This window comes from Candidatus Methylopumilus planktonicus, assembly GCF_006364715.1.
Classification (GTDB): Bacteria; Pseudomonadota; Gammaproteobacteria; order Burkholderiales; family Methylophilaceae; genus Methylopumilus; species Methylopumilus planktonicus_A.
In genome coordinates this window covers 1,208,145-1,223,970 of sequence record NZ_CP040984.1, presented here as the reverse complement: position 1 = coordinate 1,223,970, position 15,826 = coordinate 1,208,145, and the positions used below count along the sequence as shown (strand labels likewise).

Genomic DNA, 15,826 nt, shown 5'->3' with positions numbered 1-15,826 from the left:
AAAAATGCACATTCATATCTTAGGTATTTGCGGAACATTTATGGGTGGCGTGGCATCCTTAGCCAATGCTTCAGGGTATCGAGTGACAGGTTGCGATACGAATGTCTATCCACCTATGAGCACCCAATTACAAAGCATTGGTATTGAACTCATCGAAGGTTTTGATAAAAAACAAACTGAATTAAAGCCAGATCTCTATGTAATTGGTAATGTGGTATCCCGTGGAAATCCTTTGATGGAAGAAATTATGAATCAAGGCTTGCCTTATATATCAGGGCCGCAATGGCTTTATGAAGCGATTCTAAAGGACAAATGGGTACTTGCAGTTGCAGGGACACATGGTAAAACAACCACAACATCCATGCTTGCCTGGATTTTAGAGTTTAATGGTTATGCACCAGGATTTCTTATTGGCGGTGTTCCACTCAATTTTGATGGCTCAGCTCGTTTGCCACAAAAAAATGCGTCGAATGAAACTTCACCCTTTTTTGTGATTGAAGCAGATGAATATGACACAGCTTTTTTTGATAAACGCTCTAAGTTTGTGCATTACCATCCCAAAACTGCGATATTAAATAATCTTGAATATGATCATGCAGATATTTTTCCTGATCTTCATGCGATTGAAACTCAATTTCATCATATGGTGCGTATGGTACCCGGTATCGGACGCGTCATTATTAATGATGAAGAAGACAGTTTAAAAAGAGTGATTGAAAAAGGTTGCTGGTCTGAAAAAGCATATATCGGGAGTAAAAAAGGCTTATCAGTTGGTAAAGTTAATCAAGATCAATCTTTTGAAGTCTTAAATCTTGGTAAATTGATAGGTGCTTTATCTTGGGATCTTTTAGGCCATCATAATCGTATGAATGCATTAGCCGCAATTGCTGCTTCTCACCACGTCGGTGTTTCGTTAGAAGATGCGATAGAAGCGTTACAAACATTTAAAAATGTAAAACGTAGAATGGAATGTATCGGTGAAAAAAATGGTATTACAATTTATGATGATTTTGCTCATCATCCAGCAGCGATATCAACAACGCTTGCAGGATTACGAGCTAAAGTTGGCAAAGCGAGAATTATTGCAGTCTTAGAGCCAAGATCTAATACAATGAAATTAGGTACGATGAAAAGCGCGCTACCCGAAAGTTTAAAAGATGCAGATCAAGTATTTTGTTATGGCGAGAAATTAACTTGGAATGCCGAAGAAGCTTTAGCGCCTATAAAAAATAAATCATTTGTAGGGCGAGACATGAAAATTTTTGTTGAAGCTATTTTAAAAGAGACTAAATCAGGTGACCATATACTTGTGATGAGTAATGGCAGTTTCAACGGTATTCATCAAACCTTACTAAAGGGATTGGCTTAATTTATGCCTATGGATGAAAGTATATACAAGAATAATATTCTTAAGCTTTCAATTCTTTTATCCTTTATGCTCCATTTCCTTGCGATCCAACTCATACATTTTAAGCCTATTAAACCATTTCAAAATAAGCTTTCTCAGATTGATGTCATTTTAATAAACTCTAAAAATAACTATCAAACAGATGCAGATGTTCTAGCGCAAAGTAATTCTGATAAGGGTGGTAACACAGAAAAAGATGTTCATAAAAAATCGCCACTACCAATTCTTACTGAGAATAAAAATACATTTCAATTAAATAATCGTGGCAATCAAGCAGTTGAAGGAAGAGCTTCAAGTTTGTCAAAAGAAAAAATTGTAAAAAAAGACACGCAAGTATTGAATGAGCCTAAAGCAGTTCAGCAGCCTAAAGAGTCAAAAGCTATCAATAAATCTATTAGCAAGGAAGATGTTCTAGCAAGCGCGAGTGAAATTAGCGCATCAGATGCAGCACTTTCAAATCAAATCTCTAATTTTGAAAAACAACCTAGACGAAAATATATTGGCGCTCGGACCAAAGAATATAAATATGCACTTTATGCCGAAGCATGGAGGCAAAAAGTAGAAACTTTAGGTAATATGAATTATCCAGAAGAAGCTCGTGAAAAGAAATTTTCAGGCCAACTAAGGATGACGGTTTCCTTAAAGCCTGATGGAAGAATCGATAGCATTGAAATTAATCAAAGCTCAGGATTTAAAATACTGGATGAAGCGGCTAAAAAAATTGTGGAATTAGGCGCTCCCTATGCTACATTTCCTGAAGATATTAGAAAGGAAGTAGATATTTTGAGCATAACGAGAACATGGACTTTCACGAAAGACGAACATTTGTCATCCCAATAAATGAATTATTACAAACATCATATTTTCTTTTGTTTAAATCAACGTGAGGATGGTGAAGCTTGTTGCTCCGACAAGGGAGCTGAAAGCATGTTCATGTATATGAAAGCAAAAATTAAATCGTTCGATCTAAATGGTGAATCAAAAGTGAGAATTAATCGAGCAGGCTGTTTTGATAGATGTGGTGAAGGACCTTTGCTTGTAATTTACCCTGAAGCTACTTGGTATCGCTTTATAGATGAGGAAGATATCGATGAAATTATCAAAAGCCATATTCAACAAGGGAAAATAGTAACGCGCTTATTGGCCTAAGGATTGGCTTAAAAATTGAATCAAGTCTTTTTTTTCTTTTGTTGATATAGTTTGATGCATGCCTTCTCTTAACTTTTCTCCCCAATGTGAATTTGGAAAGTGCGGGTCCTCTTTAAATCGAGGAATAACATGCCAGTGAATGTGGGGCGTTTTATTGCCTAAGCTTGCTAAGTTAATTTTTTCAGGGTTAAAGATTTTTCTTAAAACCTCTTCCACTTTAAATACGCAGCGCATGACTTTAAATTGAAGCGTTTCATCTAAATCTGTCATTTCTTTTGTATGACTAATCAATTCAACACGACAGTAACCTTTGTAATCTTGATGATCTAAAAGAACAACGCGAAGGATGTTGTCGCTCCAGATGATTTCACCCTCAATAAGATTACAAATCGTGCATGAGGTCATTTATGACACCTGAAGCATACGATCTAGGGTAAGTTTAGCTAACTTCGCCTCATCTTCAGGTACCTTAATAATATTAACCGGCTCATTATTTACAATATTTTCTAAACACCATGCAAGATGTTGAGGGTCAATTCGCGCCATAGTTGAACATTCACAAATGACATGCGACATGAATTGTACAAGTTTATCTTCAGCTTTCATTTGATTTGAAAGGCGATTGACTAAATTAAGTTCAGTGCCCACCAACCATTTAGTCCCCTTAGGAGACTCTGTGACAGTTTTTAAAATATATTCAGTCGATCCCACATAATCCGAATGAGCACAAACTTCAAAGGGGCATTCAGGGTGAGAGATTACTTTGCCATCCGGATGCTCTTGTCTAAAGCGCTCAATATTTTGAAGGCGAAACATTTGATGCACTGCACAATGACCTTTCCATAAAAAGATCTTAGCTTTTTTAATCTCTGCCTCAGTGAGACCTCCAAGTGGGAGATCTGGATCCCATACAGGCATCTCATCTAAGGGAATACCCATTTTGTGACCACTCCAACGACCTAGATTTTGATCTGGAAAAAATAAAACTTTTTCACGTTGTTTAAATGACCATTCAATAATTTTTGTTGCATTCGTTGAAGTGCAAACGATGCCCCCATGTTCACCACAAAAAGCTTTAAGGTCGGCTGCAGAATTAATATAAGTGACAGGAGTGATAACCTCGTCAAATGAAAGTACTTTTGAAAGCTCTCGGTAGCTTCTTTCTACTTTGCTTAAATTGGCCATGTCTGCCATTGAGCAACCTGCAGCTAAGTCTGGAAGAATTGTCAATTGGTCAGGTCTTGATAAAATATTAGCGACTTCTGCCATGAAGTGCACACCTAAAAACACAATATATTTAGCGTCAAGTGTCTCAACAACACGAGAAAGTTTAAGGGAGTCACCCGTATAGCCTGCGTGTCTATAAACAGACTCATGCTGATAGTGGTGGCCTAAGATCACTAAATTTTTACCAAGTTTATTTTTGGCTGCAATAATTCTTTGTTGGCAATCTTCATCGCTGATAGATTCAAACGTATTAAATTTTATTTGAGCAAGTTGCATAGACCACCTATTTTACAGTTTTAGTTGATGCATTTCGGCTAATTTTTTAATGGCCTCAACATTAGTCCAAGAGAAAACTTTATCCATGGCTTCTTTCCAATCTACCCATAGGTATTGAACATGCTCATGCTCTGATAGTTGAATTGGAATGACAGATGGAACTTTAAGACCAAAAATATGTTCCGTGTTGTGCGTGATATTAGGAGCATAACGATATCGCCAATGGGCATAAATTTCATAGACGTGAGATAGGTGCCAATCTTCGAGCAAGTATTGATTTGTATTAATCCCAGTTTCTTCAAATACCTCTCTTGCTGCAGCCTCTATTGGTGTTTCATTTTCTTCCAAACTTCCTGTCACAGATTGCCAGAAGGCTTTCTTGTCAGAGCGCTCCATAAGAAGTACTTTAAAATCCTCTGTATAAATTAGCACAAGAGATGAAATGGGTTTTTTGAAAGACATGTTTAAATCTTAGGCAATTTAAAAATAATGTTTTCTTCAATACCTGAAAGTTCAGTAATGGATGCTTTTGTAAGTGTTTCAATTTTACTTACAATATTTTTAACGCTTTCCTCTGGTGCGGAAGCCCCAGCAGAAATACCAATATTTTTTTTATTGAGAAGCCAAGATGATTGAAGTGAATCTTCATGATCAATCAGATAAGATTCCACCCCTTCTCTTTGAGCCAGCTCTTTAAGGCGGCTTGAATTAGAACTATTATTGGAGCCTACAATAATAATAAGATCGCAAAGGCTACTTATCGTCTTGACTGCATCTTGCCTATTCTGTGTGGCATAACAAATGTCATCACTTTTAGGCCCCTGAATATTTGGGTATTTTATTTTTAATGCGTCGATTATTATTTTTGTATCGTCAATTGAAAGTGTAGTTTGAGTGACATAGGCCAGTTTATCTGGACGATCAACAATCAAACTCGAGACATCTTCAATAGTTTCGATTAAATACATTTTTCGGTTTGCTTGATGTTTTTCGATTTGACCCATCGTACCTTCCACTTCAGGATGGCCATCGTGTCCTACCATAATAATATCCATGCCTTGATTAAGCATTTTGTTTACTTCTACATGGACTTTAGTAACTAATGGGCAGGTCGCATCGATAGGAATAAGTTCACGTAACTTCGCTTCTTCGCGAATGACCTTTGAAATACCATGCGCACTAAAAATCACATGTGCACCCTTCGGTACATCATTGATATCTTCTACAAAAATAGCACCCCTTTTTTTCAAATCATTGATGACATATTGATTATGAACGACCTCGTGCCTCACATAGATGGGCTTTCCATATTGTATAAGCGCTTCTTCTACGATTTGTATGGCACGTTCAACACCCGCACAAAAGCCGCGGGGGTTAGCTAAAAGAATATTAATTTTATCTGTCATAGGTTTATATTTTAGGGGTTTTGATAGTGATGACCCATTATTTTATTCCTGATTGTCCATGTATAATTCGTTTTATTCAAAATAGACACATAATCCTATGAAAAATTCAGCGACCTTATTAATTACTTGCCCAGATGCTAAAGGTATTGTGGCAGCTATCGCAGATTTTTTATATCAACATAATGCAAATATTTTGCATGCTGACCAACATCAAGATGCTGAAAATAGTCTTTTCCTTATGCGTGTTGAATGGGATTTAAAAGACTTTTCTTTAGATGAAGCCTCTTTTGCGCAAGCTTTTGAGGTTATTGCCAAAACTTATAAGATGACATGGGAATTAAAGCTGTCCAAAGACAAACCTCGCATGGCGGTTATGGTGTCACAATACGATCATTGTTTAGCAGACTTACTTCATCGCTATAAAAATAATGAGCTTCAATGTGATATTCCCCTCATTATTAGTAATCATTTAAATGCACAAAAGCTTGCTGAATTTTATGGCATTCCCTTTTTTCATATCCCTCTTGAAAAAGATAAAAAGAAAGAAGCTGAAGCAGAGCAATTTGCATTATTTGATAAATATCACGTCGACTTCATAGTCCTTGCTCGTTATATGCAAATCTTAAGCGAAGATTTTATAAAACGTTACCCACAACGCGTGATTAACATTCACCATTCTTTCTTACCTGCTTTTATTGGCGCCAAACCTTATCATCGAGCTTTTGAGCGAGGTGTTAAATTAATTGGGGCCACGAGTCACTATGTGACCGAGGTCTTAGATGAGGGACCGATCATTGAGCAAGATATCGATCGCATCTCACATCGCGACCAAGTAGAGGATCTCATTCAAAAAGGCAGAGATTTAGAGCGTATCGTTTTATATAAAGCAGTGCGTTGGCATATAGAGAATCGTATTCTTATTTATGGGAATAAAACTGTTATTTTTGATTAAAGCGGTAGCTTCTTTTCGAGTTTAAATAAGTCGCTCGATTTTTCACGTGCTCTAATTTCATAAAGCTTATCTTGATCTACCATTACTTCCGCTGCGCGCCCACGTGAATTGTAATTTGAACTCATGCTCATGCCATAAGCTCCAGCCGACATTATACAAATAAGATCATTTTCTTTTAATTTCAAAGATCGATTTTTTGCAATAAAGTCACCACTTTCACATACTGGACCAACGACATCAAACAATTGAGGTTTCGCGTCATGTTCGCGAACTAACCTAATCTCATGATAAGCATCATATAAAGTAGGCCTCATGAGATCATTCATGGCAGCGTCAATGATGGCAAAGTGTTTGATATCATTTTGTTTTAAATATTCAACTTTAGATAAAAGTACACCTGCATTACCCACAAGCGCTCGACCAGGCTCAAAAATAATTTTGACATTAAGGTCTTTAATCTTACTTAAGATTTCTTTTGTATAAATTTCAAAGTCAGGTGGAGATTCGTCTTGGTAACAAATACCAATTCCGCCGCCGATATCAATATGACTTAAATGAATATTATTTTTTTTAAGTTGATCTACAAGAGAAAGTACGCGATCCAGTGCATCTAAAAAAGGTTTAAGTTCTGTAATTTGTGAGCCAATATGACAATCAATGCCTTTAGTAGTAATATAACTCATACTTTTCGCATCAAGGTAGAGCGAAAGCGCTTGATTAAAATCGACACCAAATTTGTTGTCTTTTAATCCTGTTGAAATGTAAGGGTGAGTTTTGGCATCGACATCAGGATTTACACGGATAGAGATAGATGCTCTGATATTTATTTTCTCTGCAACTTCTTGAATACGAATAAGTTCGCTTTTAGATTCCACATTGAAACATAATATATTCGCTTTTAGGGCGGCTGTAATTTCAGATTCAGTTTTGCCCACACCTGAGAAGACAATTTTTTGTGGGTCACCACCCGCATAAATGACACGCTCAAGTTCGCCGCCTGAGACAATATCAAAGCCAGCTCCTAAGCCTGCAAAAAGATTAAGAATCGCAATATTAGAGTTAGCTTTCACTGCAAAACATATAAGGTGATCCACTTTGAGAAGGCCTTTTTTAAAAGACTCAAAAGTTTTAATCAGCACATTTTTTGAATAAATATAAGTGGGCGTACCAAACTGTTTTGAAATAGCTTCAAGCGAAATCTCTTCGGCATGTAACGCGCCATTTTTTAAACTAATAAATGTCATGTAGGATTTTTTTTATTTTTATTATATTCACCAGGATATTTTACTTCTGGATGATCCGGCATATATAAACCACCTTTAGTTCCACATCCAACTAAGTTAATAAGCAAGAAGAAGCCTACATAAATACATAGATATTTTTTCATGATGTCTATACCTTTTTTGACTTTGTTTATTTTAGCATTTTCTGGAAGTGTTATATGGAATTGTGCTGTTTGAGTAAGCGGTATGCAATCCATCCGTTGATGAATCCAAATAAAAGTGCAGCAGCACTATAAATAGGTATCAAATAATAGATGCTGGCATGAGGGATAAGCCATAAACGAACGAGGATAAGTTGGCCTGCAATGTGGGCAAAAGAAGAGAGAATGGAAAGGCTTAGGGGGCTAAAAATTTTAGATGGTAATTTAATACCAATATATAAAGTCAAAAGACTAAGGATTGATCCGGTAAGGCTCAACATAAAGGTAGGACTTAAAAACTGTCCTAATATGAGACTTGTTGCAAAGACTCTTAAGATACTCACCCACACCGCTGTTTTAAAACTAAAACGATATAAGGCGTAAAGCGTGATGATATTGGCTATGCCTGGTTTTACCCCTGGCATTGGAGATGGCAATACCGATTCAATAAGGCTAAGCCCTATGGCAACCGCGCTTAACTGAGCAATTTGATGATCAAGCAAAGTCGTTTTAATTTTAATAATTGAGCGAGTCATAAGCTTTCGTTTTACCTAAAATTTCAATACTTATTTCATTGGGGATACAAATCAGTATTTGTCCTGTGAAACTAATCCAGCCTTGTTGAACGCAATATTGATTTTTACATGGAGCAGACTTAAAGCGAGCCTGGCCATTTTTAATTTCAATCATGCTTTCACCTTCCTTGCCTATCAGGCTAATTCTTTTGTCTTGAAATAGACTGAAATTTCCATATGTTTTTCCTTGAAAGTTTACTTGCACAACACTGCCTGTTTCAAAATGCCAGAAAGTCTTAAATGCAAAAATAATAAAGACAAGACTTATTAAAATAATAAGACTATCACCAAGAAAAAATTTAGAGCGTAATTTCAATTTGATTATTTTGTTGAGTATTGGGATTTAAGAATTGAATTTTATCTGCCATCGTTTTAGTCATTGATATGTGTTTATCTTCAATAATTAAGTAGTGATAGATTCGAAGTTTTTTCGCTATATCTTTTCTATCTTCTTTTTTACTAATAAATAGTGGTTTAGATAATACATCCGATAAAGTACCAGCATTTTGAGATGGCTCTATAAGGACAGTCGCAGAATAAACACCTTGGACCGGGTACCCTGTAAATGGGTGGATAAGGTGACAATAGCGCTTGCCATCATTAATAAAATACCGTTGATAGTCGCCCGATGTCCCGATAGCCCACCCGTCAAGTAAATCAACTTTTGCAATCGCTTGCGCTCCTCTAGGGTCTTGTATGCCAACACGCCAAGGCTTATTACCATGTTGGCCGATTGCCATAATATTGCCACCAATATTTATAAGCGCATTTTTAATATGATGTGCATGAATGATTTTACTAGCTTGGTCAAGCGCATATCCTTTTGCATATCCACCAAGATCAATTTTTACGTGAGGATTTACGCTCTTAATGGTTGATCCTGAAATCTGAACCTGATCTAGCGAGGGACCTCTTTCAACAAGATTTTTTATTTTCGATTGATTTGGATGCATTGGATTAAATTCATCTTGATGAAATCCCCAATAATCGATGAGTTCGCCTATAGCTGGGTTAAAGAGATGGTTTGAAGCCCTTTCTAGTTCTCTCGCATTTTTAATAATTTCAATAAGTTCTGAAGAGGCATTTCTATAAGGCTTATTTTTTGCAATAGACTCATTGAGATTAGTAAGATCACTTTTTTCCCAAGCATGAAGAGAGTTATGAAGTCTTGTAAATTCTTCAAGAACAGCTTTGGTGACTTTTTCTGCTTTTTTTTCATCTTCACCGTAAATAGAAATGTCTACAATGGTTCCAAATACATAATGTTTAGATTGGTATAAGGATGGATTAGAGCAAGACTGAAGAAAAGAAAAGCCTAAAACTATAAAAAAAAACTTAATGAAGCGCATTAATAATAAGTTCTGCAGGATTTTGTTTTGTCTGTTCAAAAAGTTCCACAATACCGGTAGGGCTTGTTACATTGATTTCTGTTAAAAAATCACCAATAACATCAATCCCCACAAAATGAAGCCCCTCACTTAATAGTTTTTTACCTACAATCATGGCAATCTCTTCATCTCTTTTTGATAGAACTTGTGCGACGCCCTGGCCCCCTGATGCTAAATTACCGCGTGTTTCGCCTTCCATAGGAATTCGAGCCAATGCATAAGGGAAAGGTTTTCCTTCAATAATGACGATACGTTTATCACCTAATTTAATTTCTGGAATATATTGCTGGGCCATGATCATTTGATGGCCATGGTTGGTCATGATTTCTAGAATTACATTAAGATTTTTTTCAAACTCACTGACGCGGAAAATATTTTTGCCACCCATGCCGTCAAGCGGTTTTAAAATGATATCGCCATGATCTTTAAAAAACTGCTTCACAATCTCTGAATTGGCTGTGACTAAAGTTTTAGGTATGAGATCACCAAACTGGAGTATGGATATTTTTTCATTCCAACTTCTAATAGAAGAAGGGTTATTAAATACCTTCACATTTGATTTTTTAGCAATATCTAATAAGAAAGTCGTATGAAGATAAGCCTGGTCAACTGGCGGATCTTTTCTCATAAAGAGCGCATTAAAAAATGAAACAGGATGAGTTTCATAAGTTTTTGCATGATTCGGAAAAATATTTACATCAAAGTGATGTGTTCTACAGAATAATTGGTTGGCATCAATATATAAGTCATGTTGCAAACAAAAATAAACTTCATGATTTTGTTTAACAGCCTCTTTCATTAAGGCAAAGGTTGAATCCTTCTTTAAATGAAGTGACTGTGGTGGGTCGATGATAAAGAGAATAGGCAACATTACTGATTTATTGGATCATGAGTTTCGAGTTCAATGGACGCTGCAAGAAGCGCTAATCTAGCGATCACACCATAAGCATAAAATCGATTGGGCGTTGAAAGGGGCGACTCATCTATCTCAGGCGTCGAGCACGAAGTTTCAAAGGCTAAAGGGACGAAATGCATACCAGGCGCATTAAGATTTTCATCTTTGCCTCGTGTGGTATGCACACGATAAAAACCACCAATAACAAAATGGTCTATCATATAGACGACAGGCTCTGCGACCGCTTCATTAATACATTCTTCAGAATAGACGCCTTCTTGAATAATCACTTCTGAAACTTCCAAGCCCTCTTTCACAACAGACATTTTATTACGGGATTTTCGATTTAAATTTCTTAATTCGTCTCCATGTTTCACTGTCATGATGCCCATGCCATAAGTGCCAGCATCCGCCTTAACAATCACAAATGGCTCATGCTCAATTTTATATTCTTTATATTTTGATTGTATTTTATTTAAAATTTGCTCTACTTTTATCGCAAGCTCATCTTCGCCTTGTCTTGCATGAAAATCAATGCCACTTGCGTGATCAAAATAAGGGTTTATGAGCCAGGGATCTACCTTAATAAATTCAGCAAATGATTTCACGACCTCGTCATAAGCTTTAAAGTGTTGAGATTTTCTGCGTGATGACCATCCTGCATGAAGAGGGGGTATTAAATTTTGTTCAATATTTTTTAATACATCAGGAATACCGGCAGACAAATCATTATTTAATAATATGGCACATGCATCGAAATTACCGAGCGCCTTATTTTCAAGTACTAGCCTATTTTTGATGCGTTTTAAAGGCTCAATAAGTAAAGACTTATTATTTTCAACTGCAATTGTTATCGGTTCAGAAATCGTTATATCTAAACTACCTATGCGTACGTCAAGACCTGATTTTCTTAATATATTTTGTAATTCAAATAAATTTTTTAAATAATAAATATTGCGTGTGTGATTTTCAGGAATAATTAAAAGGCGATGAGCTTCAGGGCATACTTTTTCAATTGCCACCATCGCTGCTTGAACAGAAAGTGATAAAAAATCTGGATTTAAATTATTAAAACCCCCTGGGAAAAGATTAGTGTCCACAGGCGCTAATTTAAATCCTGCATTTCTTAAGTCAACAGATGCATAAAAGGGAGCTGCGTGCTCTAACCATTGAATGCGAAACCAATGTTCAATGTTTGCCATTTCATGAATGAGATGTTTTTCTAATGAAAGAAGAGGTCCTGTGAGTGCGGTTTTTAAATGAGGAACCATTTAGTTGTGGGCCTCATGCGCTTGCACATCTGCGTGATAGCTGCTTCTCACCATAGGGGCACTTGCTACCGATAAAAATACCATGCGTTCCGCTTCTTCTTTTAAAGCATCAAATTCTTTTGGATCGACGTAACGATCAACAGGCAGATGATGAACGCTTGGTTGTAAATATTGCCCAAGGGTCAGCATTTCAACTTTGTGAGCTCGCAAATCTTTCATCACTTCAATGATTTCAGTATTTGTTTCACCCAGCCCTAGCATAAGACCTGACTTCGTTGGTATGTCAGGAAACTTTATTTTAAAATTTAATAGCAAATTAAGTGAGTGCTGATAATCTGAGCCTGGGCGTGCTTTTTTATACAGCCGTGGAATGGTCTCAAGGTTGTGATTAAACACATCAGGTGGCATCAAGCTTAAAATATCAAGCGCTTTATCAAGGCGGCCTCGAAAGTCAGGTACTAAAATTTCTATTTTAGTGTTGGGTGAAATGCTACGAATCTCTTTAATGCAATCGACAAAATGTTGTGCTCCGCCATCTCGTAAATCATCACGATCCACACTGGTAATCACTACGTATTTCAGATTGAGCTCTTGAATGGTTTGGGCTAATTTTTTGGGCTCATCCGGATCAGGTGGCAATGGTCTTCCATGGCCGACATCACAAAATGGGCAGCGTCTTGTGCAAAGATCACCGAGAATCATAAATGTAGCAGTACCTTGACTAAAGCATTCGCCGATATTGGGGCAACTGGCTTCTTCACATACGCTATGAAGATTATTTTTTCTTAAAATTGATTTAATTTCATTAAATCGCTGACTTTGAGGCAGCTGCATTTTGATCCAATGCGGTTTGGCTTTGAGAGGAGCTTCAATAATTTTGATAGGGTTTTTAGAAGTTTTCTCAAAATTAATTTCTTTGACACCTATAGGTTTTGAAGTATGAGGTTTTATCATTTTAAATTGAGTAGCTGATGTTTAATATCGTTCGCAATTTCGAAACCTATCGCTTCAACCGATACATCATTTGTAAATGTTTTTAATTGTGTCATTTGTAAGTTTTTAAAACCACAAGGATCAATCGCTTCAAAAGGCGACAAATCCATATCAATATTCATGCTTAAACCATGATATGAAGCATGATTTTTGATACGCAATCCCAATGAAGCAATTTTTTTATTTTCAATATAGACTCCAGGAGCTTCTATTCTAGCACTGGCTTTGATATCGCGACGGGATAAAAAACTCACAATACTTTTTTCGATTAAAGTCACAAAAGATCTAATGGTGAGTTGATAGCGTTCAAGATCGATAAGGGGGTAGATGATGAGCTGACCTCGGCCGTGATAAGTAATTTTTCCGCCTCGATCAACAGGGAGAACTGCAATATCAGTTCTTAAGGGTTTGTTAAAATCTTTTCGATTTAAACCTACTGTATAAATAGCCTCATGTTCTGTAATCCATATTTCATCTTGCGTAGAGGCAGCTCTATTGGAAGTAAAAACTTTCATTTTATTCCATGTAGATTCGTAAGGGGTGATGCCGAGATATTTCACATCGATTGACATAAATTTATAGAACGACTTTAATCATCGGGTGCGTTGAAAGGGATCGGTAGATATCATCTAATTCTGGCTTACTTGTGACATAAACAAAGCATGTAAGACTGATATAACGACCCTCACGACTTCCTTTCATCTCGATTGTACTCGGATCAAAACTATCGTTTTTATGTTTAATGATTTCAATAACGGTAGATGTAAATTCATCATGGACTTCGCCCATCACTTTAATCGGAAAATGACATGGAAACTCAATCAGGGTTTCTGGAGGCGTATTATGATCGGGCATTTAATTTTTTTCTTTAGTGACTACAAAAATACTAATTTTTATTTTTGATTTAATAAGATTTGCGATGTTATTTGCTTCATCTTTCGAATTAAAAGGGCCAATCACCACATGGAATAAATCTTCTGAAAATTGTTTTTTAAATGGCGGCGAATTTTCTAGCCCCATGTCTGACAGTTGTTTTAATAAAAGGTCTGCATTCTTTTCATTTTTAAAAGCCCCTGCTTGAATATAAAGAGGCTCGTTTGATATTACGACTTCAGCTAGCTTCGCTTGAGTTGGTAACTCATCTTTTTCTTTTATTTTTTCACTAATGACATCAGCTGTTTTTTTAAGCGCACTAAATTGTCTTGGGTCAATAAGCTCCACTTCTACTGGACCACTTCCCTTATCAGATAATCTTAATTTGTAAGCTGCAGCATATGATAAATCGATGATACGGTTTTTTTTAAATGGACCGCGATCATTAATTCTGACAATAACACTTTTATTATTTTCAGTGTTTGTCACTCGTACATAACAGGGAATAGGAAGTGTAGTGTGAGCGCCCGTCATGCTATACATGTCATAGACTTCACCGATCGATGTTTTTTTTCCGTGATAGCGCTTGCCATACCACGAAGCGACACCTTGCTCTTTATAAGGATAAAAAGAAGTCATCGGGACATACTTGGTATCGAGTGCAATATAAGACTGATTCGCGCGTGAATGAAAGGGCTCTACTTTAGGTATTGCATCGGGAATTGCATCCATATCTCCAGGAGGATGATCGCCTGGACCGTCATCGAGGTAATAGCCCCCACCTTTTTTTGCAGTCGAAGATACACTATCATTTTTGAAAGAAGGGCCGCTTGCACAACCTGTTAAGACAGAAAGGAGCAGAAAACCAAGAAAACTGACTCTAAACATTAAGATGACCCTACAAGTTCTTTATGTGTATGTACACTCATTAATATACCAAAGCTAATTAAAATAATCGTCATCGATGTGCCACCAAAACTAATGAGAGGTAAAGGCACGCCAACTACAGGCATGATGCCACTTACCATCGCAATATTAATAAAGATATAGGTAAAGAATGTAAGCCCAATATTAGCGGCTAGAAGGCGTGTAAATGTATTTTTGGCTTGTGAAGCAATCATAAGGCTTCGAGCAATAATGAGCGCAAAAAGTCCTAACAGTAATAAATTGCCTAAAAGACCAAACTCCTCACTAAAGACTGCAAAAATAAAATCAGTGGTTCGTTCAGGTAAGAAATCAAGCTGGCCTTGTGAGCCATTAAGCCAGCCTTTACCAATAAGCCCGCCTGATCCCATTGCAATAGAAGATTGAATCGTGTGATAGCCTGAGCCTAATGGGTCTTGGCTTGGATCTAATAAAATGAGCACTCGATTTTTTTGGTAATCATGTAAATGCGACCAAATGATGGGCGCTAAGGAAAAAAGACCGATGCTACCCCCTACAATAAATTTCCAATTTAAGCCTGCTAAAAAAAGAATATAAAAACCTGATGCGGCAATTAAGAGTCCCGTTCCTAAATCAGGCTGATTGATAATCAGGATGACGGGCAAAATAAAAAAGAGGGAGGCGACAACATAATCGATCGCGTGACGGTTACTTTCTCGTTTAGAAAGATACCAAGCCATAGCAATAGGCACAGCAATACGCATAATTTCAGAAGGCTGCATTTTAAATAAACCTAGATTTAACCAGCGTTTAGCCCCATGACTCGATTGCCCAAAAAACATGACGCCAAGAAGAAGCAACAAACCTAGGATATAAATAGGCAGCGCTAATTTCTCATAATATTTAGGATGAATTTTCGCTGTGATCCAAAGCAAAATAAAACCCAGCCCAATATAAAAAAGCTGATTAAGCACCAAAATAATATTTCGCCCCGAAGCGCTATAAAGAGTAAAAAGACCAACCACTAATGCCGAGCTAATAAAGACCATTAAAGTAGAATCAATATTTTTTTGTAGGCGAAGAAATAAACGTTCTAACATAATGA

20 protein-coding genes are annotated in these 15,826 nt (G+C 36.7%); 4 read left to right on the top strand and 16 right to left on the bottom strand.

Translation table 11 applies throughout. The features are described 5' to 3' along the window. The first annotated feature begins 4 nt into the window (after nucleotides 1–4). The 3 genes from mpl to FIT63_RS06405 are packed head-to-tail and all read left to right on the top strand — an operon-like array spanning nucleotide 5 to nucleotide 2,557. Nucleotides 5–1,369 (top strand): UDP-N-acetylmuramate:L-alanyl-gamma-D-glutamyl-meso-diaminopimelate ligase, encoded by a 1,365-nt coding sequence (mpl, locus tag FIT63_RS06415; protein ID WP_140007068.1) that lies wholly within the window; start codon nucleotides 5–7, stop codon nucleotides 1,367–1,369. 9 nt (nucleotides 1,370–1,378) lie between these two features. Then, nucleotides 1,379–2,248, top strand: a complete 870-nt coding sequence (locus FIT63_RS06410) for an energy transducer TonB (RefSeq protein ID WP_189342293.1) — start codon at nucleotides 1,379–1,381, stop codon at nucleotides 2,246–2,248. Further along, nucleotides 2,249–2,557: a (2Fe-2S) ferredoxin domain-containing protein gene (locus FIT63_RS06405; protein ID WP_140007066.1), complete on the top strand. Its 309-nt coding sequence runs from the start codon at nucleotides 2,249–2,251 to the stop codon at nucleotides 2,555–2,557. Here FIT63_RS06405 and FIT63_RS06400 read toward each other — a convergent pair. From FIT63_RS06400 to ispH, 4 genes are read right to left on the bottom strand one after another with little or no spacing between them, the layout of a single operon-like run. After that, on the bottom strand, nucleotides 2,546–2,962 hold the full coding sequence (locus tag FIT63_RS06400; RefSeq protein WP_140007065.1) for an HIT family protein: 417 nt from the start codon (nucleotides 2,960–2,962) through the stop codon (nucleotides 2,546–2,548). The genes FIT63_RS06405 and FIT63_RS06400 overlap by 12 nt on opposite strands. Continuing rightward, nucleotides 2,963–4,060 carry a quinolinate synthase NadA gene (gene nadA / locus FIT63_RS06395; RefSeq protein ID WP_140007064.1) on the bottom strand — a complete coding sequence of 366 codons (1,098 nt, stop codon included), beginning with the start codon at nucleotides 4,058–4,060 and terminating at the stop codon, nucleotides 2,963–2,965. A 12-nt stretch (nucleotides 4,061–4,072) separates the two neighbouring features. Then, nucleotides 4,073–4,522 carry a dihydroneopterin triphosphate diphosphatase gene (gene nudB / locus FIT63_RS06390; RefSeq protein ID WP_140007063.1) on the bottom strand — a complete coding sequence of 150 codons (450 nt, stop codon included), beginning with the start codon at nucleotides 4,520–4,522 and terminating at the stop codon, nucleotides 4,073–4,075. A 2-nt stretch (nucleotides 4,523–4,524) separates the two neighbouring features. Further along, entirely contained in the window at nucleotides 4,525–5,466 is a 942-nt protein-coding gene (ispH, locus tag FIT63_RS06385) for a 4-hydroxy-3-methylbut-2-enyl diphosphate reductase (protein ID WP_140007062.1), read from the bottom strand. A gap of 97 nt (nucleotides 5,467–5,563) precedes the next feature. On the opposite strand from ispH, the gene purU reads away from it, so the two are divergent. Then, nucleotides 5,564–6,418 carry a formyltetrahydrofolate deformylase gene (purU, locus tag FIT63_RS06380; protein WP_140007061.1) on the top strand — a complete coding sequence of 285 codons (855 nt, stop codon included), beginning with the start codon at nucleotides 5,564–5,566 and terminating at the stop codon, nucleotides 6,416–6,418. Here the strand turns inward: purU and lysA are convergent. From lysA to rodA, 12 genes are read right to left on the bottom strand one after another with little or no spacing between them, the layout of a single operon-like run. After that, nucleotides 6,415–7,662: a diaminopimelate decarboxylase gene (lysA, locus tag FIT63_RS06375; protein ID WP_140007060.1), complete on the bottom strand. Its 1,248-nt coding sequence runs from the start codon at nucleotides 7,660–7,662 to the stop codon at nucleotides 6,415–6,417. The two genes, purU and lysA, sit on opposite strands and share 4 nt — an antisense overlap. Continuing rightward, nucleotides 7,659–7,805: an LPS translocon maturation chaperone LptM gene (gene lptM, locus FIT63_RS06855; RefSeq protein WP_189342291.1), complete on the bottom strand. Its 147-nt coding sequence runs from the start codon at nucleotides 7,803–7,805 to the stop codon at nucleotides 7,659–7,661. Before lptM ends, lysA begins: the two co-directional genes overlap by 4 nt. 50 nt (nucleotides 7,806–7,855) lie before the next feature. After that, nucleotides 7,856–8,377 carry a Gx transporter family protein gene (locus FIT63_RS06365; RefSeq protein ID WP_140007058.1) on the bottom strand — a complete coding sequence of 174 codons (522 nt, stop codon included), beginning with the start codon at nucleotides 8,375–8,377 and terminating at the stop codon, nucleotides 7,856–7,858. Next, a complete protein-coding gene (locus FIT63_RS06360; RefSeq protein ID WP_189342289.1) occupies nucleotides 8,358–8,732 on the bottom strand; it encodes a NusG domain II-containing protein in 375 nt (124 codons plus the stop codon). The genes FIT63_RS06365 and FIT63_RS06360 overlap by 20 nt, the downstream gene beginning before the upstream one ends. Continuing rightward, nucleotides 8,716–9,765 carry an FAD:protein FMN transferase gene (locus FIT63_RS06355; protein ID WP_140007056.1) on the bottom strand — a complete coding sequence of 350 codons (1,050 nt, stop codon included), beginning with the start codon at nucleotides 9,763–9,765 and terminating at the stop codon, nucleotides 8,716–8,718. The genes FIT63_RS06360 and FIT63_RS06355 overlap by 17 nt, the downstream gene beginning before the upstream one ends. Then, the gene (gene gshB / locus FIT63_RS06350) at nucleotides 9,752–10,675 is read right to left on the bottom strand and encodes a glutathione synthase (RefSeq protein WP_223259906.1); all 924 of its coding nucleotides are present in this window, start codon (nucleotides 10,673–10,675) and stop codon (nucleotides 9,752–9,754) included. The genes FIT63_RS06355 and gshB overlap by 14 nt, the downstream gene beginning before the upstream one ends. Next, entirely contained in the window at nucleotides 10,675–11,970 is a 1,296-nt protein-coding gene (gene gshA / locus FIT63_RS06345; protein WP_140007055.1) for a glutamate--cysteine ligase, read from the bottom strand. Before gshA ends, gshB begins: the two co-directional genes overlap by 1 nt. Beyond that, nucleotides 11,971–12,924: a lipoyl synthase gene (gene lipA, locus FIT63_RS06340; RefSeq protein WP_140007054.1), complete on the bottom strand. Its 954-nt coding sequence runs from the start codon at nucleotides 12,922–12,924 to the stop codon at nucleotides 11,971–11,973. Next, the gene (gene lipB / locus FIT63_RS06335; RefSeq protein ID WP_140007053.1) at nucleotides 12,921–13,535 is read right to left on the bottom strand and encodes a lipoyl(octanoyl) transferase LipB; all 615 of its coding nucleotides are present in this window, start codon (nucleotides 13,533–13,535) and stop codon (nucleotides 12,921–12,923) included. Before lipB ends, lipA begins: the two co-directional genes overlap by 4 nt. A gap of 4 nt (nucleotides 13,536–13,539) precedes the next feature. Next, complete coding sequence (locus FIT63_RS06330; protein WP_140007052.1) at nucleotides 13,540–13,818, bottom strand: HP0495 family protein; 279 nt, start codon at nucleotides 13,816–13,818, stop codon at nucleotides 13,540–13,542. Next, nucleotides 13,819–14,724, bottom strand: coding sequence for a septal ring lytic transglycosylase RlpA family protein (locus FIT63_RS06325; protein ID WP_140007051.1), 906 nt, complete (start codon nucleotides 14,722–14,724; stop codon nucleotides 13,819–13,821). Next, nucleotides 14,724–15,821, bottom strand: coding sequence for a rod shape-determining protein RodA (rodA, locus tag FIT63_RS06320; RefSeq protein WP_140007050.1), 1,098 nt, complete (start codon nucleotides 15,819–15,821; stop codon nucleotides 14,724–14,726). Before rodA ends, FIT63_RS06325 begins: the two co-directional genes overlap by 1 nt. Nucleotides 15,822–15,826: the final 5 nt, after the last annotated feature.